A 22,123-nucleotide genomic window follows, 5' to 3' on the forward strand; every position below is an offset into this window, starting at 1 on the left:
ATGCCTTAGCCGAACACCTCCGTCAGCGCCGCCGCCATGTCGTCGATCAGGTCCTGCGGGTCTTCCAGTCCGACATGCAGGCGAACGATGGGGCCGGCCGCGCTCCAGTCCTCGCACGTGCGCGTACCCGGCACATTGACGACCGTCGCCAGGCTCTCATAACCGCCCCACGACGCCCCGATGCCGAACAGCGCCAGCGAATCGACGAACCGGTTCGCCTGCGCGGTCGTGGCGTTGGCGAATTCGAACGAGAGCAGACCGTTCGTGCCCACGCAGTCGCGCTGCCACAGGGCGTGCCCCGGATGCGTCGGTAGCGCCGGACAGAACACGCGTGCCACTTCGGGCGATGTTTCGAGCCAACGCGCGACCTCGAGCGCGTGGCGCTCGTGCATCTGCAAGCGCGCCGCGAGCGTGCGAATGCCGCGAAGCACGAGATAGGCATCGTCGGGGCTCACCGCCACGCCCTGTGCGTCGGCCATGGTGGAAAGCGTGGGCCACACGGCCTGCGTCGTGGTGACGGTCCCCATCATGACGTCGGAGTGACCACTGAGATACTTCGTCGCGGCCATCACCGAGATGTCGGCGCCAAGTGCGAGCGGTCGGCACTGCACGCCCGAGCCCCACGTGTTGTCCGCCACGAGCCACGCACCGTGACGATGCGCCAGATCGGCCAGCGCGGGAATGTCGCACATCTCGTAGACCAGCGACCCCGGCGTTTCCACATAGATCAGCTTGGTGCGCGCCGTCATGTGCTCGGCGGCGTCGCTGCCATCCGCGCGGAAGTATGTCACGTGCACCCCCCACGGCTTCAGAAATGTCTCCACGAAATGCCGCAGCGGCTGATACACGCAATCCGAGACCAGCACATGGTCGCCAGGTCGCACGTAGGCGAGAAACACCATCGAGATCGCCGCCAGGCCCGTCGGAAAAAGACGCGTGCGGTAGCCGCCCTCCATTTCCGCCACGACATCCTCCAGCGCGAAGCCGGTCGGATTACCGCGCGCGCCATAGGTGAACATGCGCTCGGTGCCGCGACGGCGACGGGCATCGTTCATGTCGTCCATCGAGTCGAACAGCACGGTGGACGCGCGCACCACCGGCGGATTGACGGCGTGACCGCCAACGACGGGCGTGTGCGTGCCGCCCTTGATCAGGCGGGTGGCAAGGCGTTGGGAAGACGGTTGTCGGGACATGGTCAGGGGGCGTGGCGTAACAGGAAGAATCGACGAATCGCGAAATGGGGCGTGCGCCACCGCGACGGTGCGCACGCCCATGGCGCAGCTTACTTCGAAGCGGCGGACTCACCAACACGGAAGGCGCCGCGCTCCTCATCGTCGAGTTGCGCGAGCAGACCGGTCTCCCATGCCAGGTACTGGCGTGCAGCCGCCTTGTTGCCATCGTGACGGTCGTGCACGAAAAACAGATAGTCGATGCACTCGGCGTCGGGCGGGACGTCGGCCGAGCCGACCACCGGGTAGCCGGCGGCCATCCAGGCCTTGATGCCCCCGGCAAGCAGCGAGAACGTTCGCGTGTCCCCGGCGTGCGCGCGCCGCCAGTCGGCAACGAACAACTCGGCCACGCCCCGTTCGTCGGCCACGAGCACGACGTGGCGCGCCGAATTCAATACCGAAGCGGCCGCCAGCGCCGACACGCGCGGGCGAATCGCCCAATGCGCGCCCGGCACGTGCTCGCGGCGGAAGTTCATGCTCGGACGCAGATCGACGACCGCCACGCCGGCGTCGGCCAGCGCCGCCCGGAGCGCGGGGGCGTCGATCTCGGGCAACGTGGCGCTTACGCCCGGTGCACCCACCGGCAGCGATGCACCGCTCGACAGGCCGTCGCGCAGCACATGCGCGTCGTGGCCCAGTTGACGCAGCCAGCTGGCCACGATGGGCGCTCGCACGCCGTCGTTGTCGAACAACACCACGCGCGCGTGACGCACGCCGACATATTGATCCGTCGCCTGAATCAGTTGGCCGCCCGGCGTGTGTTGCGCGCCCGGCAGCGTTCCCGCGGCGAACTCCTCCGGCGTGCGCACGTCGCACAGGAACAGCGTGCGCGTGGGGTCGGCGGCCCACTGCGCGAATGTCGCGGCATCGACTTCGGGCACCGCGAAGCGCTCGGCCAGCGCACGGCTCGCCTCGCGCATCTGCGCCGCACTCGAAGGCGCGACCGTGTCCGGATAGCGCCGCTTGCTGCCGTGCTCGAGCGGCAAGTCTTCCAGATACCAGCCCTGCGTGCCGTTCTCCAGCGCCATGACCGGGTTGGGAATGCCGAGATTGATGAGCGTCTGCGCGCCGATGATGCTGCGCGTGCGCCCCGCGCAGTTCACAACGATGGGCGTCGTGGTGTCGGGCACGAGCTCGCGAATGCGATAGCCGAGTTCGCCGTTCGGACAGCAGATCGACGACGGGATCGTCATCTTCAGATACTCGTTCACGGGACGGCCGTCGAGAATAACCACGTTGTCACCACGCGCTCGCATCGCCGCCAGTTCGCGGGCCGTCACGCGCGGCGTGTGATACGCCATCTCGACGAGTTCGCCGAACGTCTTCGACGGCACGTTCACGCCGGCGAACAGCGTGTAGCCGGCCTGCCGCCAGGCGTCGGTGCCGCCTTCGAGCACGTACACGCCGGTGTAGCCGAGTTCGGCCAGACGCTGCGCCGCCTGCACGGCCACGGTCGCGTCGGTGTCGTAGACGACCACGCGGGCGTCTCGACGCGGTGCGAGCCGCACGATATCGAGTTCGAGACGGCTGTAAGGCAGCGTCACGCCATAGAAGAGATGGGCTTCACCGTATTGACCGTGTTCGCGCACGTCGAACACGGCGATTTCGGCGCCGTCGTGCAGCCATGCCTTGAGACGGGCAGCCGGCACGAATTGAGGAGTGAACGAAGTCATCAAGTGGTATCGGTTCTCTGGTTTCGCCCGGCCGTTGCCAAAGCGTAGGGATGAGCGCACCCGCACCGCCCGTCAGGAGCGATGTGTCGCGCTTGGCGCAAGTGGCGCTTGCGCCGTCTGGAAAGGGCCTCGGGCCGCGCCGGTCCGGCGCGGCGTCAGCGGATCAGCGGCGAGTCTTCACGCCGATGTCCATGACCTGGTACGTGCCCTTCTCGAGGTCGAAGGTAATGCGTTCGGTGAGCGTCTCGAGCGCGCGGCCGTACATGTGCAGGTGACGAATCGGCGCATCGCCCTTGATCTCGACGGCGTGAATGTCGTCCGACGCGAGTGCGATCCCGTTGCCGGGATCGACCACCACGGTCTCGCTCACCTCGAGCGTGCCGACGCCAGGGGTCTGGCCGTCGTCGGTACGGCGATAGACGTAGTTGTATTCCACGCCGTCCACTGCCGCGATGCAGGCCCACGTGGTGTGGTTGTGCGGCGTGATCTTCTTGCCGGGGCGCATGACATTCAGATACAGCGCATACGTCTTGTCGGCGTCTTCATGAATCAGATAACGCGCCTGGAGTTCGCCGTCGGTCGGCGGCGGAAAGTCCGCCTCGCTCCACAAGGCGCTGCGAGCGGCCAGCGACTTGACCTGTTCGAGCACGGCGGCCAAAGCCGGGCGTGTCTCGCCGGCCGGCGCGAGGGCGGCCTTCATGGCGGCAATGGCGTCGCTGACGGCGGCCTGACGTTGTTCGGAAAGTTGGGACGTGGACATGATGAAAGTCTTCTCCGTGAAACCTTGTTATTTCGAAGCGCTCGGGAGCGACGCGCTCGTGGGTGTCGTCAAGGGCTTGCCGGCATCGGGGCCGGCGGGCCCGTCAAACCGTCGCGGCCTCGCGTGGCACGCTGATCGTCGGCGACGGGCGCAACACATCCTGGAGGAAGCGTTGCGCACGCGCGTGCCTGGGCTGACTGAAGAACTCGGCGGGCGGTGCGTCTTCGAGCAATTGCCCCTGATCCATGAACCAGACGCGGCTCGACACGTCGCGCGCAAAGCCCATTTCGTGCGTGACGATCATCATCGTGAGCCCTTCCTCGGCCAGCGATCGCATGACCTGCAGCACCTCCTGCACCATCTCCGGATCGAGTGCGCTCGTCGGCTCGTCGAACAGCATGAGCGGCGGCTTCATGGCCAGCGCCCGGGCGATGGCCACACGCTGCTGCTGGCCGCCCGAGAGATTGGCGGGCATGGCGTCGATCTTGTGCGCGAGCCCCACCTTGGCCAACAGCGTCTCGGCCTGCGCCTCGGCCGCCTCGCGCGACATGCCGAGCACCTTGGTCGGCCCGAGCACCAGGTTCTGGCGCACCGAAAGGTTCTGGAACAGGTTGAAGCTCTGGAAGACGAAACCGATGCGCGCGCGCAGCTGGTTGAGCTTCATGTCGCGGGCATTCACGTCCTTGCCCTCGAAGAGAATGCGTCCCTTCTGAATGGCCTCGAGCCGCGTGACGGTACGGATCAACGTCGACTTGCCCGACCCCGACGGCCCGCACACCACCACGACTTCACCGCGGCCGATGGTGGCATCGATGCCCTTGAGGACATGATGCTCACCGTAGAACTTGTCGACTTTCTCGAATGCGAGCATGGACATGGTCGCGTTCTCCTTGTGGAAACCCGTGCTTACGCCAGTCCCGCGCGCTGGCGGGCGATGCGACGCTCGAGCCAGCCGGCGAAGCGCGAAATGGCGAAACACAACACGAAATAGAAAGCTGCGAGCACGAGGAACGTCTGCAGCGGCTTGGTCAGCACGATCGTATTGACCTGAGCGGCCGAGTAGGTGAGCTCCGGTACACCGATAACGTAGGCCAGCGACGTCGCCTTGATGATCGATACGAACTGGTTGACGATTGACGGGAGCATGTTCGCGAGCGCCTGCGGCAACTGCACGTAGCGCATGCTTTGCAGCCATGACAGTCCGTTCGAGCGCGCCGCCTCCATCTGGCCGCGCGGCAACCCTTCGAGACCGGCGCGAACGATCTGGGACAGGAACGCGCTCTCGTAGACGATGATCGCGCACACCGCCGTGGTGAAGGCCGACACTTCGGCGCCCACCAGCAGCGGCACGGCGAAGTACGCCCAGAAGATGATCATCAGCAGCGGAATACCGCGCACGAGCCGCGTCCAGACGCCGGCCACGCGGCGCATGGCGCGCCAAGGCGAGACCTGGGCCATGCCGATCACCACCGAGATCGGAAACGAGATCAGCAGCCCGAGCGCCGACAGAATGAGCGTGACGGCCACGCCGCCCAGCGGACCGTTAGGCCAACTGCCGACGAGGAACAACGCGAAGTAATCATGCAGGATCTGGTACATCGGCTCAGACTCCCGAGGGCGCCGCGCGGCGTTTGGCGAAGTGCTCGGAGAGCGCCATCAGAGCGAGCGTGCCGATGAGGTAGAGAATCGTGGCCACCAGAAACACGTCGAAGGTGCGAAACGTCAGGTTGTCGATCTGACGCGTGCGGTACAGCAGTTCGTGCACACCGATGGCCATTGCCAACGAGCTGTTCTTGAACAGCAGCAACGCCTGGTTGAGCAGGGCAGGCAACGCCACGCGAATCCCCTGCGGCAGGATCACGTACCGGAACGATTGGAGGTACGTCAGGCCGATCGACCACGCGGCCTCCTGTTGCGTATGCGGTATCGCGCGCAGCCCCGAGCGCAGGTCTTCCGAGATAAACGCCCCGGCGTTGAGCGCGAGCGCCACCGTGGCGAAGAAGAACTCGGTGTTGCCGGCATTGATCCAGTCACGCATGCCGGCAGGCAGCAGTTGCGGCACGCCGAAGTACCACACGAGAATCTGCACCAGCACCGGCACGTTGCGGTGGTACTCCACGATCACGATGACGAAGCCCTTGAAGAGCTTCACCGGCAGGGCGCGCAGCGTGGTGAGCACAATGCCCACCACGATCGCCAGCAGACCCGACACCACGAACAGCCGCAGCGTGGTCAGTACCCCGTCGCGAAGCAGCTTCAGGTAGCCGTCGTCGAGCAAAAACGAAAGATCGAACATTGTGCTGCGTCTCGCTTACTGCACCTTGATCGGCTCGACCTTGTAGTCGCGCGTGAACTTGTAGACCGACTTGCTGCCGAGCCACTTGTCGAAACTCTCCTGCAGGCCGTTCGACTTGTCGTAGTCGAGCAGGATCTTGTTCACGGCCTCGCGCAGCGCGGGCTCGCCCTTGTTCATCACCACGCCCCAGCGCTCCTCGAACACCGGCTTGGCGAGCAGACGATACTGCTGCCCACCCTTGGTGGCCGCTTCGTTGGCGAAGCGCGCGAGAATCAGCTGACCGGCGACCAGCCCCTCAACCTTGCCTTGCTGCAGGGCGAGGAAGGCCGACGAGATGTCATGGAACGTCAACAGGTTCGAATCGGGCAGACGCGTGACCGACACGGCCGCCGAACTCGAGCCTTCCGATGCGGCGATCTTCTTGCCGGCGAGCTGGTCGAGTGTCTGCACCGGCGAGTCGGCGCGCACCAGCACGCGAATCGGGGCAACGAAGTACTGGTCGCTGAAGTCGACCTGTGCCGCGCGCGCGGGCATCCACGCCACGGCGGCCGCCTCGACGTCCACGCGGCGCGTCTTCAGTTCGGGGATGCGCGCGTCGGTCGACAGGGCGCGGTGGTCGAGCTTCACGCCGAGACCCTTGGCGAGGGCGTTGCACACGTCCACGTCGAAGCCGACGATCCTGCGCGTCGCGGCGTCGGGGAACGCGTAAGGCTCGCTCGCGTTCTGCGTGCCGCAAACGAGCGTGCCGCGCGCCTTGATGTCGGCCAGTTGATCGGCGCGGGCGACGCCCGTCACGACGAGTGTCGCGAACAGCGCGGCTGCAAGGTGTCGTTGCCACATGGTCCTGAGTCTCCTTGGGTGCGATCCTGGGGGCGATCATGGATCGGCGAATCGATTAGCGGGGGACCGGTCGGCGCCGGCTTTGCCCCCGGTCACATAAATATTGCTTGAGTGTCAGGCAGGTTATCCACCAAAATTCCTGAGAACAATTTAATTTTTATCCCGGAAACATTAACGCCCCTGAAGTATCGACTTCGACGATCATGCGAAATCTGGACATCGACCTGCTGCGCACCTTCGTGGCGATCGCGCAGCACGAGACGTTTGCGGCGGCCGCCACGCGGGTGGGACGCACGCAATCGGCCATCACGCAGCAGATGCAACGGCTTGAACAGGAAATGGGATGCGCCCTGTTTGAAAAGCAGGGGCGACAGAAGACGATGACCGCCGACGGCGTGAGGCTCGTCGCGTATGCGAACAAGATTCTTGCGCTCAACGATCAGGCGGTGCAGGTCATGCAAACGCGCGGTCCCGCGGAGAAGTTGCGGATCGGCTCGCCACACGACGTCGCCGATTCGATCCTGCCGAGCATGTTGCGGCGACTCTCGAAGCTGTCGGCTGAATTGCAGTTGGAGATCATCGTCGGACGCAGCCCCCACCTGATGGACGCGCTGCGCGAAAAGGAACTGGACCTGGCGATCTCCACACGTTACGACGAGGGATTTCCGGGCATCAAGCTCCGGACCTCGCCGATGGTCTGGATCTGCGCGGACGATTTCATCTTCAACGCGTCGGCGCCGGTGCCGCTGGTGATGGCTGACGGACTGAGCCTGTTCCGGCGACTGTCCATCGAACGGCTGAACGCAGCGGGCATCGCGTGGCGCACGAGCTTCATCTCGCCCACGCTCACGGGCATCAAGGCGGCGATCAGCGCGGGATTGGGCGTAACGGCGCGCACCACCGAACTGCTCGATGCGAACATGCGCGTACTCTCGGAAGCGGACGGCCTGCCGCGTCTACCCGATGTGGCGTTCTATCTGTACGTACAGCCCACGTGCACGAGCCAGGTGCTGCGCGAACTGTTCGAGTCGACGGAGCACATCGCCACGCGCTTCGGACCGCCGTTCCTGATGGCGGAATGACGCGCGGCGAGGGGTGCGGCAAAGCGTGTGGCGACGTCCTTAGCCTTGCGGCGCGGTCCCCGGGCGCAGATACCCAAGCACGTGCGCCACGTAATCGGCCTTGCCAAGTTCCACGCCGTGCTGACGCAGGATGCCGTAGGCGGTGTTGATGTGGAAATAGAACTGCGCGAGCGACCAGTCGCGCGCGTACTGCTCGCCCGTCATGTCGAAGATGACACCGTTGGGGAGCGACAGGGAAATATCGATGTATTCACCGGCGTCGAGCGCATTCGCGGCCAGCGTGTCGAGAAAGGCGAGCGCGTTCGCAAGGCACGCCTTGGCGTCGGCGAACGTGCCGGGATGCTGTTCCGCATTCCAGCCTTCCTTCTGAAGCGTCACGAGCGCTTGCGGAATCGTTTCGCTGCGCAGGCGGTAAGCAGGCTCCATCGCCTGGTAGCACACGAAGCGCACCTGCGCGGCGAGCGGATACATGTCCGGCGCGAGCCGCAGCGTCATGAGCGCATCGGGATGCTTGCCGTTCGCGCTTTCGTAGTCGGCAGCCTTGTCGAGCCATGCCGACAGGCCACGCAGCATCTGCGAAAAGGTCGGAACGAGAAGTTCGGTCAATGTCATGCCACGCCTCCGTTAGCGGTATCGATTCTTGCGCAGCGGGCAGCATAGCGCGAACGTTCCGGCCTCACAGCGCAGGATCGATGCGATGCGGCGGCGGACGGTATCGGGCAACGTCGGCCGCACGCGAGCGCATTGCTCACGTCGTCGCGATCAGCAGCTCCTCGGCATTTCGCGGCGGGTGCAGGCCGTCGGTTCGGTTTGCGAAGTATCGCTCGGTCAGCGCGGCCGCCGAGATGTGCCGGGCATCCTGAAAACCGTTTTCGAGGGCGAACGCCATCATCGCGTCCGGAGTGAAGAAACTGATGAACGGCGTGCCGCTGGCGCGCGCGCCCTTCTCCGCCATCTCCAGCCCGGGGCGTACGTCCGGATCGGCCATCTCCAGCGGCAGCAGGAACGTCATCGCCAACGTCGATCCCGGTGCGAAGGACGACACCTCGCGCAGCGTCGCGGCATTGGCCTCGCGCGACAGATACATGCTCACGCCCGTGGAAACGATCACGGCCGGTCGGCTCGCATCGAAGTCGTGCCGCACCAGTGCCTCGCGCCACGATTGCCCGGCTTCGAAATCGACCGGCACAAAACGAAGCCAGTCCTGCACCCCGTAGCCGAGCGCGATGAGGCGATCGTGCTTCCATCGCTGCGGCCCGGGACGGTCGACTTCGAAAATCGTAAGCGACGACGCCAACGACGCGTGCCGCTGCGCGAAGCTGTCGAGCCCCGCGCCGAGAATCACGTACTGGCTCACGCCGCGCTGCACCTGCTCGATCACGAGGTCCTCGATGAAGCGCGCCCGCGCGACGATGGACGCCCGAAACGGGCGCGTGAACGTCGGATCCATGTCGCCGCGCTCCCGCCAGTCGTCCGGCGGATCGAGCAGCTTCAGTCCGATGTCGTCGGCGAGCACGGGCGGGGCCGCGTCGGCTTCGAGATGCAGTGCGCGCCATAATGCAACGCGCGCAGCCGTGGATTCGGGGGCGATGTCCTTCGGAGCGGTCATGATGGGGCCTCATCGGAGCGGTACCGGATGGGCCGATTCTTGCACACCGTGGGACAACGCGCCGCACACGTCGGTCCGGCGCCGATGGCGTCCATGCGCCCCGCCCGGCTGGCGTCGCTTCAAGCGCCGAAGAACAGATGCGACGCGCCCTGATAGGCCACGTAAAGTCCTACGAGAACGATGAGCGCGCCGGAGACGTAGGGTGCCTTGCGAGCGAACTCGCCGAACCCGCCCCATCGCTGCGACACGTGTCGCACGCTAAGCGCGGCCAGTGTTCCCGAGGCCACCATCGTCAGCGCCAGACCGATGCTGAAGCACAACACGAGGCCTGCGCCCAGCGCAAAGCGCTTCAGCTGGAGGCACAGCAGCAGCACCGTGATCGACGCGGGACACGGCACCAGCCCACCTGTCAGACCGAACATCACGATCTGCCCCGTGGTGACATTTCGGTCGGCGAACCGCCGCTGAATGTCGCGGGCGTGAGCTCGCTCGTGAGCGTCCTGATACTCATCGGCCGCCAGCGCGAGCCCGGCGGGTTGGGCGGATGCATGCGGATGCTGGGCGGGGCGCTGATCGCGGGGATGCCCGTGATCGTGGCCGTGGCCATGGCCATGGTCGTGGTCGTGGCCGTGGTCGTGGTCGTGGCCGTGGCTGTGGTCGTGGCTGTGGTCGTGGTCGTGGTCGTGGTCGTGGTCGTGGTCGTGGTCGTGGTCGTGCCCATGATTGTGACCGTGCGCGTGAGCGTTATCGCGCCAGGTGCGCCAGAGCATCCACGCCGCCACGCCGAGAATCAGCACACCCGACGCCAGTTGAAAGTACGGTTCGGTAGCTTCCGCGTTCCAATTGCGGCCGAAATACAGGCCGGCCATGGCCACGAGCCACACGACCGCCGTGTGCGAGATCGTGGCGGCGAGGCCGAGCAACACGGCCTGCCCCACGGTACCGCGAATTGCGACGATGAACGCCGCCATCATCGTCTTCGAATGGCCGGGCTCCAGACCATGCAATGCGCCGAGCAGGATCGCGCTCGGGATGAACAGCCAGGCATTGCCTTGCTGCAGAAGGGTCGAGAACTCCGTCATGACGCCACGCTCGATCGAGTTGAACAGGGAACCGCGAATATACTCCCCCATAGTATATTTGTGTTAGCATTTTTCGCACATTGATCGTCAAAAAATTGCGAGGGCGCGACAGACCGTGCACACGATTCGGGACAAGAGCAAATTGCTGGCACGCGTGCGTCGCATACAAGGGCAGACGCAGGCGTTGGAGCGTCAGTTGAGCGAGGAAGGCGACTGCGTGGAGATTCTCCAGCAGATTGCCGCCATTCGCGGCGCCGTCAACGGTCTGATGGGCGCGGTGATCGAAGGACATCTGGTCGATCACCTCGTTCATGAGTCCGATGAAGCGCATCGCGAAGCCGAATTGGCACCTGTCCTCCACGTGATCAAGGCCTATCTGAAATGACACGCCCCGGCCCCCTGCTCCGCTTCGCGCATCTCACCCAACGTTTCGGCGACTTCACTCTGTTCGAGAACCTCGGGTTTCAGGCCGACTGCGGCTGCTTCGCATTGCGCGACGAGGGCGGTGGCGGCAAGACCACGCTGCTCGGCATGCTCGCGGGCACGGTCGATGCCCACGGCGGCCGGGTTTGGATCGACGGGCATTCGATGCAGAGCGCGACGGACGCCGCGCAAGCCGCGCTGGCCGTGGTGCCGTTCGATTGCCTGACCGAGCCCGCGCAGACGGGGATGGGGTTTCTTGCGCAGCGTGCGGCTGCGCGACGAGTCGATGTGAGCGCGGACGTTCTGCAATGGGTGGAGCGCTTTGGCTTGATGCCTCACATGGAAAAGCGGTTCGATCAGATGTCACTGGGTACGCGCCGGAAGTTCTATCTGAGCGCCACGCGATTCGGCTCGCCGCGCGTGATCCTTGCCGACGAACCGAGCGGCGGCCTGGACGGTCCGTCGCGCAGCGTGCTGATCGATCTCTTCAGCGAGCTGGGCAAGAACAGTTGCGTGTTCTTTTCGACGCATGACGACGAACTGGCCGAAGGCTGCCACGCCACCCAGCTGCGATTCCCGGATCTCGCGAGCGTCGCGGCCAGCGGTCCTTGATCGGCCAGCCGAGGGGCCGACAGATTTACCTCGAGCGCCATCCCGTCATGTCGGGTCGCAGCGTGCCGAAACCGTCAGGTTCACCTCGCGCCGGTCCCCGGCGGCAACGGCACGCGTCACCTTGACTGCCGGGTCAAAGGCGGCTTCGAATCAGCACGCCGGCAGGAAATGAGGCGCCTTCGGCCGCAGTGTCCGAGCGTACCGACGCTACCGCAGCGCTATCCTCCTGATCCTCCGTGACCGAAGCCGTGGCCGGCATTGCGGCGGCGTAGTAATCCCTGACCATCCCATAGCTCGTCATCTGGCTGCGAATATAGGTGCCGTCGGCGCCGGTCGAGGACCCCATGCGGCTGAAGTCGTTATAGTCCCGGCGGCTGATCGTCCCTCGGTAATACGGCCCCAGGTCGCGCGTCAACATCAGCGCCTTCCAGAAATTGTTCCGGTTGAGTCCGACGGCCTCGTCAACGATCCACTGCACACACCGACGTTTCTCGATCTCGCTCAAGCTGTTGAACGAGGCGGGGACCCGAACCGCCCGCATGGATGACCATCTGCTCTCGCTATTCGCCGCCGCATGCCAGTCCTTGCGCAATTCCGTGTATGCGACTTCCACGGAATCGATGCTTGCGGCACCGGCAACCGAGGCGCCCTTGCGCGTTCGCAGTGATGCGGCGTCGTTCTCAAAACGTGCGGTGGACGAATGCGCCACGCGCGACAGATCGCCGGCGACGCCACCCTGCGCCGGCGCATGCGGCTCGATGAACGCCGGAGCAGGCGGGATGCCGCGCACTTCCATCTCTGAAACAATGCCCATGATTCGACTCCTCCGGTAAGTTGGTATTTCAGATTGGCACCGAAAACGCGGCACACTTTAAGTTGTCGACGCCGGACTTTGGCATTGGGCCACCCATCGAAAACGCTTGGGATATTCGCGGGGTGTTCCGCTGGCCGTATTCGGCGATCGCGAGCGACGACAGCCGCTTATCGGCGGGGCCGTCGTTCATGCCATCATTCGGCAATTGTTTCGACGACAGGAGACAGCCATGCGCAGCCGATGGTTTTCGAAGTTTTCGAGCTACCTCTCCACGGTCACCGGACGACCGTCAGCGTTCGTGCTGGCGGTGTCGCTGGTACTTCTCTGGGCCGTCACCGGCCCCATGTTCGACTACAGCGATACGTGGCAACTGGTCATCAATACGTCCACGACCATCGTGACCTTCCTGATGGTCTTCCTCATTCAAAACACCCAGAACCGCGACACGGCGGCGATGCACATCAAGCTCGATGAGCTGATCCGGGCCATGGAAGGGGCGCACAACGCCTTGCTCGATCTCGAGGAGCTCGACGAGAAGGAGCTCGCGCGCTTTCGCAAGCGCTACGAAGCCCTCGCGAACGAGGCCCGCCTGGCGCTTCGCAGCGGCAAGCGCGATACGGGATCGCCCTTCGTCGACGACCCGCAATGAGACGAACCCGCCCGGGTTCGGGCGGTGCGGGGGCGGTCGCGAAACATCAACGAAAAGCAAGCGAGCGCGCCCGGGCGAGTCGAGCGCGCGAATCACGGGGGGCCCGGTGCGCGCCTCGGCATCGACGGTTGAAACGCAACGCGGGCGCATTGACTTTCGCTCACTAAAGTTCGTGCTCCGCGCGGCCGTAAGCGAAGGGAGTAGCGCAGCACTGTCTCCACGCGAGGGCACCGCAAGCCCCGCGCCGAACGGTTGCCCCCCCGACCCCACGGCTCGCATGCGGGCCTATCGAAGATCGCCCATGAAAGTCACTTCCTTGCGAACCCGCATTCTGCTCATTGCCTGCCTGACGGTGGTGGGCGCGCTGATTCTCTCAGGCGTCACGACCTACGTGATCGTGCGCGGGAGCATGATGTCGAGCATTGACGATACACTCTCGGCCGTGGCCGACGGCAATGCCAGCGCCATCGATCGCTGGTCGGCCGACAAGGCCCAGGCTGTCGTGGCTACGTCGCAGGTCGTGGAGAAGGGCGATCCCGCGGGGCTCGTCAAGCTCATGGGCAAGACCAACGACTTTCCGATCACCAGCGTAGGCTGGTCGGACAAGACTTTCTTCTCCACAGCGCCCACGCCGGCAGACTACGACCCGACCGCACGCCCCTGGTACAAAAGTGCCGTTTCGGCAGGCAAACTCACCGTCACTAAGCCATACGGCGATTCGTCGACGGGCATTCCGTACGTGGCCTTCACCGCGCCAATCGTGCGCGACGGCCAAACCACCGGCGCCGTGAGCGGTGCGGTCGCCCTGACCGGCGTGCAGGACATCATCAAGGCAGTGCATCCCACGCCGTCGAGCCTTGCGCTCGTGGTCGCCAGCGACGGGCAGGTGATCGCCCATCCGGACAACAAGTTTTCGCTCAAGCCGTCGACCGATGTCGCCCCCCAACTGACCGCCGAATCGCTGCCGGGTATGGCCGCCAATGGGGCGGCGCCGGTGGAAATGACGCTCGCCGGCGCACCGAAGCTGCTCCGGGCGAAGCGCATTCCTGGCACCGACTGGTACCTCGTGGTGGCACTCGACCGCGCGGAAGCGACCGCCGGCCTGACGCGGGTGCTCACCGCCACGGTCGTCACGCTGGTGGTGCTGACCTTGCTCGCGCTGGTCATCGCCACGATCTTCACGTCGCGCGCCTTCAAGCGCCTGTCGATCGTACGCGACGCGATGGACACCATCGGTTCGGGCGACGGGGACATGACGCAGCGTCTGGACGTGATCGGTCACGACGAAGTGGCGCAGATCTCGAAGTCGTTCAACGCCTTCGTCGACAAGATCAGTTCGGTCATGCTCGACGTGCGCTCCGGCGTGTCGTCGATGACCTCGGCCACCAGCGAGATCGAAATGGGCAACCGCGACCTGTCGCAGCGCACCGAGGCCTCGGCCGGTTCGCTGCAGGAGACGTCGTCCGCGCTCACGGAACTCACCTCCAGCGTGAAACAAACCGCCGACACGGCCGAACACGCCACGCGTCTGGCCAACGACGCGAGCGCCGCCGCCGCCCGCGGCGGCCAGGTGGTGACCGACGCCGTCGGCACCATGGCCGCGATCACGCAATCGTCGGAGCGCATCACGGAAATCATTGGCGTCATTGACGGCATCGCCTTCCAGACCAACATTCTCGCGCTCAACGCGGCGGTCGAAGCCGCCCGCGCGGGCGAGCAGGGGCGCGGCTTCGCCGTGGTGGCCGGCGAGGTGCGTACGCTGGCGCAGCGCAGCGCGGCGGCCGCACAGGAGATCAAGGCGCTCATCGAGACGTCGGTGCAAAACGTGAAAAGCGGCACCGAGCGGGTACAGGCGGCGGGCACGACGATGCATGAAATCGTCGACGGCATTGCCCGCGTGCAGCGTCTGGTGAGCGAGATCCACGGGGCGATGACCGAGCAGAGCACCGGCATCAGCCAGATCGACCGGTCAGTCTCGGAAATGGATCAGGCCACGCAGCAGAATGCGGCGCTGGTGGAGGAGTCGGCGGCGGCGTCGGCCATGCTCAGCGAACAGGCCCGCATGCTGGCCGAGACCGTGGCGCGCTTCCGCCTGCGCGACAGTCAGTCGTTCGAGTCGCGCGGCCCGGGGGGTGCACATGCGCCGTCGTTGTCCGTCGTCGGCGGCACGAAGCGGCTCGCCGCCTGAAGGGAACCGGCGCGGGCGGCAGGGGATTTCGTGAGCGAGGCATTCACAAAAGTCGATTTTCCCGTTACAATCGCGCTCCCTTGCAGGACAAAGCCGACGTGGTGAAATTGGTAGACACGCTATCTTGAGGGGGTAGTGGCGAAAGCTGTGCGAGTTCGAGTCTCGCCGTCGGCACCAAGGTTAAAAAAGGCAGAAGATCGAAAGGTCTTCTGCCTTTTTCGTTTTTTGGCGTCGTCACGCCCCTGGGTGATTGCCTGGGTGATTGCCTGGGTGAGGGACCGCATTCGGGATGCCACCTTCGATGGCACCACGCACGGCTTCGCGCATCGGAACCCACAGGCTATGCGGAAACTGATTGATCCAGTTCCAGTTGTAGGTCTTCGCCTCGACCGCGTGCAAATCGAGCGGCGTGTTGTCGTACAGCGGTAGTCGAATCAGGATTTTGAATGCCCGGAGCACGTCCCGCGGATCCAGCCGATTCAGCGTATCGAACATACGTAAAGCCGCAGCTTCCGGAGGCTCCCCCCTTGCGCAAAGCATCTCGCGCAATATCCGCAAGTCCGAACACATCCTCATAACGTAAAGCGTTTCAACTGTGAGCGCCCGGCACAAATTCCCGAAGGCCATCTCGATCAGCGCTGACTCGGTGGCGCCTGATGTAATTGCGACATCCGCTGGCGAGTGACCGACACGAGTCAAGCTGCCGGCGAATCCGCGAGACGGTTCGGCGCCCGGCATCGGGCCTTCGGCGCCGCGAACGTCATGAGCGGAAAAGGGAATGGGCGAAAATCCTGTGTTCTGGGCGGGATCCATGGTCGATCTCCAAAGGGTCAACAGAGAAGCCATCCTGTCACCAGACCGACGTCGCCCTTTGAGTTGCATTCACGCGACTTTCGGATTCGGTACCGCGCTGCGCCTAGGCCTAGTGCGCTTCGTGGGAAATCGCCCCGCCTCAACGGCACCGGCAGCGCCCCGGCTCACCGCGCCATCGCGGCGTCGCGCAACAGGCGACGCACCGCCGCCCAATGTGCTCGCGCGAACCTCCCGAGTCCAAGCCGTCGCCAATGGCGCAACACCGCGGCACGGCCAGCGGGTCCATCCGTAAGCATGCACTCCAGTGCCGAAAGCCGCAGATGGATTTCGAGCCGATCAAAGTTGCGGATCAGACGTAGGAAGAGCGCGTGGCGCTTGTCGTCACCAGGCATTCTCGCCAGCCAGTACCCGACGAACGCCTGCCAACCAGGCGTGCCGGCGCCGTGCCGCACCGCCCGCGCCCAATGCGCCATGAAGTCGTCCGGCACGTCATGCGCGAACCCGAGAAAGTCCGTCTGGAACTGAAATGCCGTATCGGTATCCGCCGACACCGGCGGGAAAGGGAGTGGCCAGGCCGGTTCGGGCACGTTGCCCACGCCATCGAGTGGCCATCCGATGTCAGGCGTCGCGCTCGAGCGGCACGACTCTTCCATGTCGGACGGCGGTACCAGACTGATATCCGGGATGGGCAACGGCGGCATATCGCGATCTCCTTGGCAGCGAACGGCTCACGCTGCCATGCTTATCGCACCTCATCCTGCGAATTCGCTATCCGATTTCGCCAATTCTGAATGTGTCGTCCGGTCGGGCGCTGCGCACGACACGGCATCCAAATATCAATTAGGATCGCGAGACGATAGTAAAAGAATTAATGTCTGGCGCATGCGCCGGTTTATGCTTTGATCCGATGTAGTGCAAAGTAATTTGCCCTCGATGTCCGTACGTCCTCGAACACCTCTGTTTGCAAAACCGGCGCCGGATGGCGCCCATTAGATCGTCGGCGTCTTCCGCCGGCATTTGAAACCAGGAGCGAGCGCATGGCTGAAACCCTCATCAAGGTCGACCTGAACCAGTCCGCATACGAGAACGAGCAAGTGCACAATCGGTGGCACCCGGACATTCCGATGGCGTGCTGGGTCAAGCCCGGCGACGACTTCATCCTCGAGACCTACGACTGGACGGGCGGCTTCATCAAGAACGACGACAGCGCGGACGACGTGCGCGACATCGACCTGTCGATCGTGCACTTCCTGTCAGGGCCGGTGGGCGTGAAGGGGGCGGAGCCCGGGGATCTGCTGGTGGTGGATCTGCTGGACATCGGAGCCAAGCCGGACAGTCAGTGGGGCTTCAACGGCTTTTTCTCGAAGACGAACGGTGGCGGATTTCTCACCGATCATTTCCCGCACGCGCAGAAGTCGATCTGGGATTTCCACGGGCTGTACACGAGTTCGCGTCACATTCCGGGCGTGAGCTTTGCCGGCCTGATTCACCCGGGCTTGATCGGCTGTCTGCCCGACCCCAAGCTGCTCGAAACCTGGAACGCGCGCGAGACCGGCCTGATCGCGACGGCCCCCCAACGCGTACCTCCGCTGGCGAATCCCCCCTTTGCCGCGACCGCGCACATGGGCAAGCTCACGGGGGCGGCCCGGGACAAGGCCGCAGCCGCCGGCGCGCGCACCGTGCCGCCGCGCGAGCATGGCGGCAATTGCGACATCAAGGATCTGTCGCGCGGGTCGAAGGTATTCTTTCCCGTGTATGTGGATGGCGCGGGTCTGTCGGTGGGCGACCTTCACTTCAGCCAGGGCGACGGCGAGATCACGTTCTGCGGCGCGATCGAAATGGCCGGATGGGTGCACATGCGCGTGAATGTCATCAAGGACGGGATGGCGAAGTACGGCATTCGCAATCCGGTGTTCCAGCCGAGTCCGATCACGCCCGCCTACAACGACTATCTGATCTTCGAAGGCATCTCCGTCGACGAGCAGGGCGGGCAGCACTATCTCGACGTGACCGTGGCCTACCGTCAGGCATGTCTGAATGCGATCGAGTACCTGAAGAAGTTCGGCTACTCGGGCGCGCAGGCTTACTCGCTGCTCGGATGCGCTCCGGTGCAGGGTCATATCAGCGGGGTCGTCGATATTCCGAATGCGTGCGCCACGTTGTGGCTGCCCACGCAGATCTTCGACTTCGACATTCGTCCGAATGCCGATGGGCCGATCCAGCACGTGAAGAGCGGGGTGGGTGGGGTGGACATGCCGTGCTCCCCCGATCTCGTGAAGTCGTGATGCATCGCGACAGACGGAGGACGACAACATGCCGATTTACGATTTCGAATGCGCGGACTGTGGTCCGTTCGTGGTGATGCGACGCATTGCCGATCGCGACGCCGCATGCCATTGCCCGGACTGCGGTAACGAGGGAACACGCGTGGTGACGGCACCGTCGCTGGCATTGATGGGCAGTGCAAGCCGCGCCGCGCACGCGACGAACGAGCGGGCGGCCAATGCACCGCGCCAGTCGCGCGATGGCCCGGCGCCTCACCACCGGCCGGGGTGCAGTTGTTGCTCGGGCGCAAAGGCGACGCTCGCGGGCGCGGGCAAAGACGCGCCCGGGGGCCTCAAGCGCCCCGGCGGCAGGCCCTGGATGATCAGTCACTAGTCCCGGCGCCGACGAGCGCTGCCCGCAATTGAAAGCCCCACGCGTCGAAGGACCCGTGGGGCTTTTTCAGAAGGGCCTCAGCGCAGCCGACCCCGTGCTCAGGACATCTCGGGCGCCGCGTCGGAAATCGGGGGCGTTTGTCGGGGGCGCGGACGCGCGTCCGGAAATTTCATGTCCGCGTACTTCACGAAGCGCGTGCGGCGCGCCAGTCGGTAACCCGCCCAGATCAGGAGAAACAGCGGAATGCCGATGTAGGTGGCAACCACGCCACCCCAGTCGATCCGGTCTTGCAGAAACGCCTCGTAGTTCTGTCCCAGCGTGATGATGAGGCACAGCACGAATGCGAAGATCGGTCCGAAAGGGAAGAACGGCGACACGTAGGGGAGGTTGGCCAGATCGCCGCCCCGCTTCAGATAGCCGCGACGGAACCGGTAGTGACTGATGGCGATACCCAGCCATGCGATGAAGCCGGTCATGCCGGACGTGTTGAGCAGCCAGATGTAGACCGCGTTGGGGCTGAACACGAAGGTGAAGAAGCACAACGCGGCCACGGCGGCGGTGGCGAACAGCGCCCAGAGGGGCACACCGTTGCGCGACACGTGAGCGAACACGCGCGGGGCCTTGCCGTCGCGCGCCAGGCTGTAGAGCATGCGGGTGGCGGCGTACATGCCCGAGTTGCCTGCCGAGAGTACCGATGTGAGCACCACGGCGTTCATGATCGACGCCGCGCCCAGCAGCCCGGCGCGCTCGAAGATCAGGGCAAACGGGCTCACGCTGATGTCGGTCACGTCGTTGCGCAACAGATGCGGGTCCGTGTACGGGATGAGCAGGCCGATGACCAGAATGGCCGCCACGTAGAACAGAAGGATGCGCCAGAACACCTGACGCACGGCACGCGGCAGATTGCGCGCGGGGTCCTGGGATTCGCCCGCGGCAATGCCGATGAGTTCGGTTCCCTGGAAGGAGAAGCCCACGACCATCGCCACACCGATCAATGCGGCGAAGCCCCCCGCGAAGGGTGCGTTGCCCACCGTCCAGTTGACCGCTCCGCCGGCTTCACCGCCACGGATGATGCCGAGCAGCATCATCACGCCCATCGCCACGAAGGCCAGCACGGCGATCACCTTGATCAGCGCGAACCAGAATTCCGCTTCGCCGAAGCCGCGCGCCGACAGCGCGTTGAGCCCGAAGGTGATGGCGAGGAACAGCGCGCTCCAATACACGCCGGGCACATGCGGAAACCAGTACGCCATGACCAGTTGCGCCGCCACCAGATCGACCGCCACGGTGACGGCCCAGTTGTACCAGTAGTTCCACCCAAGCGCGAAGCCGAATCCCTCCTCGACGTAGCGTGCGCCATACGTCGAGAACGAGCCCGAGACCGGCATGGCCGCCGCGAGTTCGCCGAGGCTCGTCATCAGGAAGTAGACCATGAGGCCGATCAGGACGTAGCCGAGCAAGGCGCCGCCGGGCCCGGCCTGCGCGATGGTGGCGCCGGAGGCCACGAACAGGCCGGTCCCGATGGACCCGCCCACTGCGATCATCGTCAGGTGGCGCGCCGACAACGTGCGGCGCAATTCGCCCGGCGCAGGCGCGCCCGCCTTGCCGCCGTCGCGGTGCTGATCGTGTTCCGATGATGCCAAGATGGTGTTCCCTTCAATCAAAAAAGTGCGTTGGGTAAAAGAAAAGGCCTTGAATACGCATCAAGGCCTTCTCCAGTTTCCGTCCCGCGTCGGTGTTGCCGATTGCTTCAACATCGCTTCGACGCCATGCCTGTCGCACGCCCCCCCGGGCGCTTCGCAGCTCCCGCAGCGCCGATTCAACACCGCTACGCACGCAGGAAAATCAATGATTTAGCGTTGCTATCGCCAATAGGGCGCATATGGTAACACTACAGTTCCCATGCGATAGTGCGATCGGCAATCCGTCCGCTCATGCCAGTCCCGCCGCCTTCCTCAGGCGTTCTGCCGACCGCGTGGCGTCGCGAATGATCTCATCGGTGTCGATCGACACGAACTTGCCGTCCCGGCGCAGCATGCGACCGTCCACAATCACCGTGTCCACGTTGTCGGGCTGCGCCGAGTACACCAGCGAGTTGAACGGATCGACCACGGGTGCGATATCCAGATCGTCCATGCGAACGAGAATGATGTCGGCCTGCTTGCCCGGCGTGAGCGAACCCGTGCGGTCGGCGAGATTTAGGGCTCTCGCACCGTCGATGGTCGCGAGTTCGACCAGTCGGCGCGGGGTGAGCGGCACCTGCGTGCCACGCGCCTTGTGCGCCCACAACAACGCGCGCATTTCATTGAAGAAGTTCGCGTTGGCCGACGCCGCGGACGAATCGATCGAGATCCCCATGCGCGCGTGAAGTGTCTCCATTTCCGCGAACTGGGTGTAGCCACTTCGCACCGTCGAATATTGCAGCTCGATGACCGGTGCGATGCTGATATTGACATTCGATGCGACGAGCATTTCGCGCTCGGCTGCCGAGAAGCCCTGCGGATGCACGAGCAGCAGATCGGCGCCAAGCCATCCATGCCTTGCCATGACATCGACGATGCCATGCGTCAGATTCCCGTAGTGCAGCGTGTAAGGCAGATTCATGGCCCGGATGTGTGCCATCGACACGCTCAGATCGTCGAAAACGCTCTGGCGCATCATGCCGTCGCTATCCGTGGTCGGCGCGACGACCACCCCCAGCGTCAGACGCGGGCGCTTCGGCACGATGGTCTGACGCACGCGCTCAACGTCCCGCCAGTCCATCGGTCGGGTCGACGGCGCGCCGAACCTGCCGTATGAGAAGCGCGCGCGCACACCGAGATCCTCGAGCGCCTGCATGTCCGCATCCGCGTGAGCGGGAGACGGCACGTTATGGCAGAAGTCGTGCACCGTCGTGATGCCCGAAGCGAGGTTCTGCGCCACACCAAAACGCACCGAGTGGTAGAAGTCGTCCGGTGTAATGACCGCGCCGGCGCGCGCCTTGCTCGGGAAATAGCCGAACTTCGGATCGTCGCCGCGCAGCGAACCACGCAGCACGCTCGTCCACAGGTGCTGATGGGTGTCGACGAAGCCCGGCATCACGATCTTGCGGCTCGCGTCGACGATGCGCACGTCCCGCATGTCGATGCGTGGGGCAACGGCGACGATCCTTCCCGCCTTCACATGCACATCGCCAGATGGGAGTTCGCCGAGCGACGAGTCCATCGTCAACACGTAACCCCCGCGCAGAATGTATTCGTCGTCCGACGACGCCTTGCCGGTGTCCGCCGCGCGTGCGATCCCGGAAACGGGCGCCAGCAATGCGGGCGCGACGGTACTGCCGGCGAGCGCGCCGCAAAGCTTTAGCAGATCGCGCCGTCCTTGCTGTATTTCGTCCTTCATGTGCTGCCTCCTTG

Annotated in this window: 22 protein-coding genes and 1 tRNA gene; 8 read left to right on the top strand and 15 right to left on the bottom strand. The window is 64.6% G+C overall.

Going from position 1 to position 22,123, the window contains the following annotated elements; all coding sequences use genetic code 11:
* Positions 1–5: 5 nt before the first annotated feature.
* From metC to PMO31116_RS07745, 7 genes are all read right to left on the bottom strand, one after another.
* Positions 6–1,193 carry a cystathionine beta-lyase gene (metC, locus tag PMO31116_RS07715; protein WP_150566199.1) on the bottom strand — a complete coding sequence of 396 codons (1,188 nt, stop codon included), beginning with the start codon at positions 1,191–1,193 and terminating at the stop codon, positions 6–8.
* An 89-nt stretch (positions 1,194–1,282) separates the two neighbouring features.
* Positions 1,283–2,902, bottom strand: coding sequence for a rhodanese-like domain-containing protein (locus PMO31116_RS07720; protein ID WP_150566200.1), 1,620 nt, complete (start codon positions 2,900–2,902; stop codon positions 1,283–1,285).
* A gap of 163 nt (positions 2,903–3,065) precedes the next feature.
* A complete protein-coding gene (locus PMO31116_RS07725) occupies positions 3,066–3,662 on the bottom strand; it encodes a cysteine dioxygenase family protein (RefSeq protein WP_150566201.1) in 597 nt (198 codons plus the stop codon).
* A gap of 103 nt (positions 3,663–3,765) precedes the next feature.
* Positions 3,766–4,533, bottom strand: a complete 768-nt coding sequence (locus PMO31116_RS07730; RefSeq protein WP_150566296.1) for an amino acid ABC transporter ATP-binding protein — start codon at positions 4,531–4,533, stop codon at positions 3,766–3,768.
* Between the two features lie 35 nt (positions 4,534–4,568).
* Positions 4,569–5,261 (bottom strand): amino acid ABC transporter permease, encoded by a 693-nt coding sequence (locus PMO31116_RS07735; RefSeq protein WP_150566202.1) that lies wholly within the window; start codon positions 5,259–5,261, stop codon positions 4,569–4,571.
* Positions 5,262–5,265: 4 nt separating this feature from the next.
* Entirely contained in the window at positions 5,266–5,958 is a 693-nt protein-coding gene (locus tag PMO31116_RS07740) for an amino acid ABC transporter permease (protein WP_150566203.1), read from the bottom strand.
* Positions 5,959–5,973: 15 nt separating this feature from the next.
* Positions 5,974–6,798, bottom strand: a complete 825-nt coding sequence (locus PMO31116_RS07745) for a transporter substrate-binding domain-containing protein (protein ID WP_150566204.1) — start codon at positions 6,796–6,798, stop codon at positions 5,974–5,976.
* 203 nt (positions 6,799–7,001) lie between these two features.
* Between PMO31116_RS07745 and PMO31116_RS07750 the strand changes: the two genes are divergently transcribed.
* Positions 7,002–7,880 carry a LysR substrate-binding domain-containing protein gene (locus PMO31116_RS07750; protein WP_150566205.1) on the top strand — a complete coding sequence of 293 codons (879 nt, stop codon included), beginning with the start codon at positions 7,002–7,004 and terminating at the stop codon, positions 7,878–7,880.
* A gap of 39 nt (positions 7,881–7,919) precedes the next feature.
* On the opposite strand, the gene PMO31116_RS07755 is transcribed toward PMO31116_RS07750, so the two are convergent.
* From PMO31116_RS07755 to PMO31116_RS07765, 3 genes are all read right to left on the bottom strand, one after another.
* A complete protein-coding gene (locus PMO31116_RS07755) occupies positions 7,920–8,492 on the bottom strand; it encodes a DUF1993 domain-containing protein (RefSeq protein ID WP_150566206.1) in 573 nt (190 codons plus the stop codon).
* Positions 8,493–8,628: 136 nt separating this feature from the next.
* Positions 8,629–9,489 carry a class I SAM-dependent methyltransferase gene (locus PMO31116_RS07760; RefSeq protein WP_145864896.1) on the bottom strand — a complete coding sequence of 287 codons (861 nt, stop codon included), beginning with the start codon at positions 9,487–9,489 and terminating at the stop codon, positions 8,629–8,631.
* Between the two features lie 119 nt (positions 9,490–9,608).
* Positions 9,609–10,571, bottom strand: coding sequence for a nickel/cobalt efflux protein RcnA (locus tag PMO31116_RS07765; RefSeq protein ID WP_150566297.1), 963 nt, complete (start codon positions 10,569–10,571; stop codon positions 9,609–9,611).
* 115 nt (positions 10,572–10,686) lie between these two features.
* Here PMO31116_RS07765 and PMO31116_RS07770 point away from each other — a divergent pair, with 115 nt between their 5' ends.
* Both PMO31116_RS07770 and PMO31116_RS07775 read left to right on the top strand, forming a co-directional pair.
* On the top strand, positions 10,687–10,956 hold the full coding sequence (locus tag PMO31116_RS07770) for a metal/formaldehyde-sensitive transcriptional repressor (RefSeq protein ID WP_023598248.1): 270 nt from the start codon (positions 10,687–10,689) through the stop codon (positions 10,954–10,956).
* The gene (locus PMO31116_RS07775) at positions 10,953–11,606 is read left to right on the top strand and encodes an ABC transporter ATP-binding protein (RefSeq protein WP_246185188.1); all 654 of its coding nucleotides are present in this window, start codon (positions 10,953–10,955) and stop codon (positions 11,604–11,606) included. Before PMO31116_RS07770 ends, PMO31116_RS07775 begins: the two co-directional genes overlap by 4 nt.
* 133 nt (positions 11,607–11,739) lie before the next feature.
* On the opposite strand, the gene PMO31116_RS07780 is transcribed toward PMO31116_RS07775, so the two are convergent.
* Complete coding sequence (locus PMO31116_RS07780) at positions 11,740–12,402, bottom strand: hypothetical protein (protein WP_150566207.1); 663 nt, start codon at positions 12,400–12,402, stop codon at positions 11,740–11,742.
* A 247-nt stretch (positions 12,403–12,649) separates the two neighbouring features.
* On the opposite strand from PMO31116_RS07780, the gene PMO31116_RS07785 reads away from it, so the two are divergent.
* From PMO31116_RS07785 to PMO31116_RS07795, 3 genes are all read left to right on the top strand, one after another.
* Positions 12,650–13,069, top strand: coding sequence for a low affinity iron permease family protein (locus PMO31116_RS07785; RefSeq protein WP_150566208.1), 420 nt, complete (start codon positions 12,650–12,652; stop codon positions 13,067–13,069).
* Between the two features lie 301 nt (positions 13,070–13,370).
* Positions 13,371–15,257 (top strand): methyl-accepting chemotaxis protein, encoded by a 1,887-nt coding sequence (locus PMO31116_RS07790; protein WP_141570544.1) that lies wholly within the window; start codon positions 13,371–13,373, stop codon positions 15,255–15,257.
* A gap of 92 nt (positions 15,258–15,349) precedes the next feature.
* Positions 15,350–15,434: transfer RNA gene (locus PMO31116_RS07795), tRNA-Leu, on the top strand.
* Positions 15,435–15,491: 57 nt separating this feature from the next.
* On the opposite strand, the gene PMO31116_RS07800 is transcribed toward PMO31116_RS07795, so the two are convergent.
* Both PMO31116_RS07800 and PMO31116_RS07805 read right to left on the bottom strand, forming a co-directional pair.
* Positions 15,492–16,070, bottom strand: coding sequence for a hypothetical protein (locus PMO31116_RS07800; RefSeq protein WP_150566209.1), 579 nt, complete (start codon positions 16,068–16,070; stop codon positions 15,492–15,494).
* A gap of 164 nt (positions 16,071–16,234) precedes the next feature.
* Positions 16,235–16,771 (bottom strand): hypothetical protein, encoded by a 537-nt coding sequence (locus PMO31116_RS07805; RefSeq protein ID WP_150566210.1) that lies wholly within the window; start codon positions 16,769–16,771, stop codon positions 16,235–16,237.
* 336 nt (positions 16,772–17,107) lie between these two features.
* On the opposite strand from PMO31116_RS07805, the gene fmdA reads away from it, so the two are divergent.
* Positions 17,108–18,355 (top strand): formamidase, encoded by a 1,248-nt coding sequence (gene fmdA / locus PMO31116_RS07810; RefSeq protein WP_023872695.1) that lies wholly within the window; start codon positions 17,108–17,110, stop codon positions 18,353–18,355.
* A 28-nt stretch (positions 18,356–18,383) separates the two neighbouring features.
* On the top strand, positions 18,384–18,728 hold the full coding sequence (locus PMO31116_RS07815) for an FmdB family zinc ribbon protein (RefSeq protein ID WP_150566211.1): 345 nt from the start codon (positions 18,384–18,386) through the stop codon (positions 18,726–18,728).
* A gap of 98 nt (positions 18,729–18,826) precedes the next feature.
* Here the strand turns inward: PMO31116_RS07815 and PMO31116_RS07820 are convergent, their stop codons facing one another.
* Both PMO31116_RS07820 and PMO31116_RS07825 read right to left on the bottom strand, forming a co-directional pair.
* Positions 18,827–20,371: an amino acid permease gene (locus PMO31116_RS07820; RefSeq protein WP_150566212.1), complete on the bottom strand. Its 1,545-nt coding sequence runs from the start codon at positions 20,369–20,371 to the stop codon at positions 18,827–18,829.
* A gap of 289 nt (positions 20,372–20,660) precedes the next feature.
* On the bottom strand, positions 20,661–22,109 hold the full coding sequence (locus tag PMO31116_RS07825) for an amidohydrolase family protein (RefSeq protein ID WP_150566213.1): 1,449 nt from the start codon (positions 22,107–22,109) through the stop codon (positions 20,661–20,663).
* Positions 22,110–22,123: the final 14 nt, after the last annotated feature.

The organism is Pandoraea morbifera (assembly GCF_902459575.1).
In the GTDB taxonomy this organism is placed as follows: Bacteria; Pseudomonadota; Gammaproteobacteria; order Burkholderiales; family Burkholderiaceae; genus Pandoraea; species Pandoraea morbifera.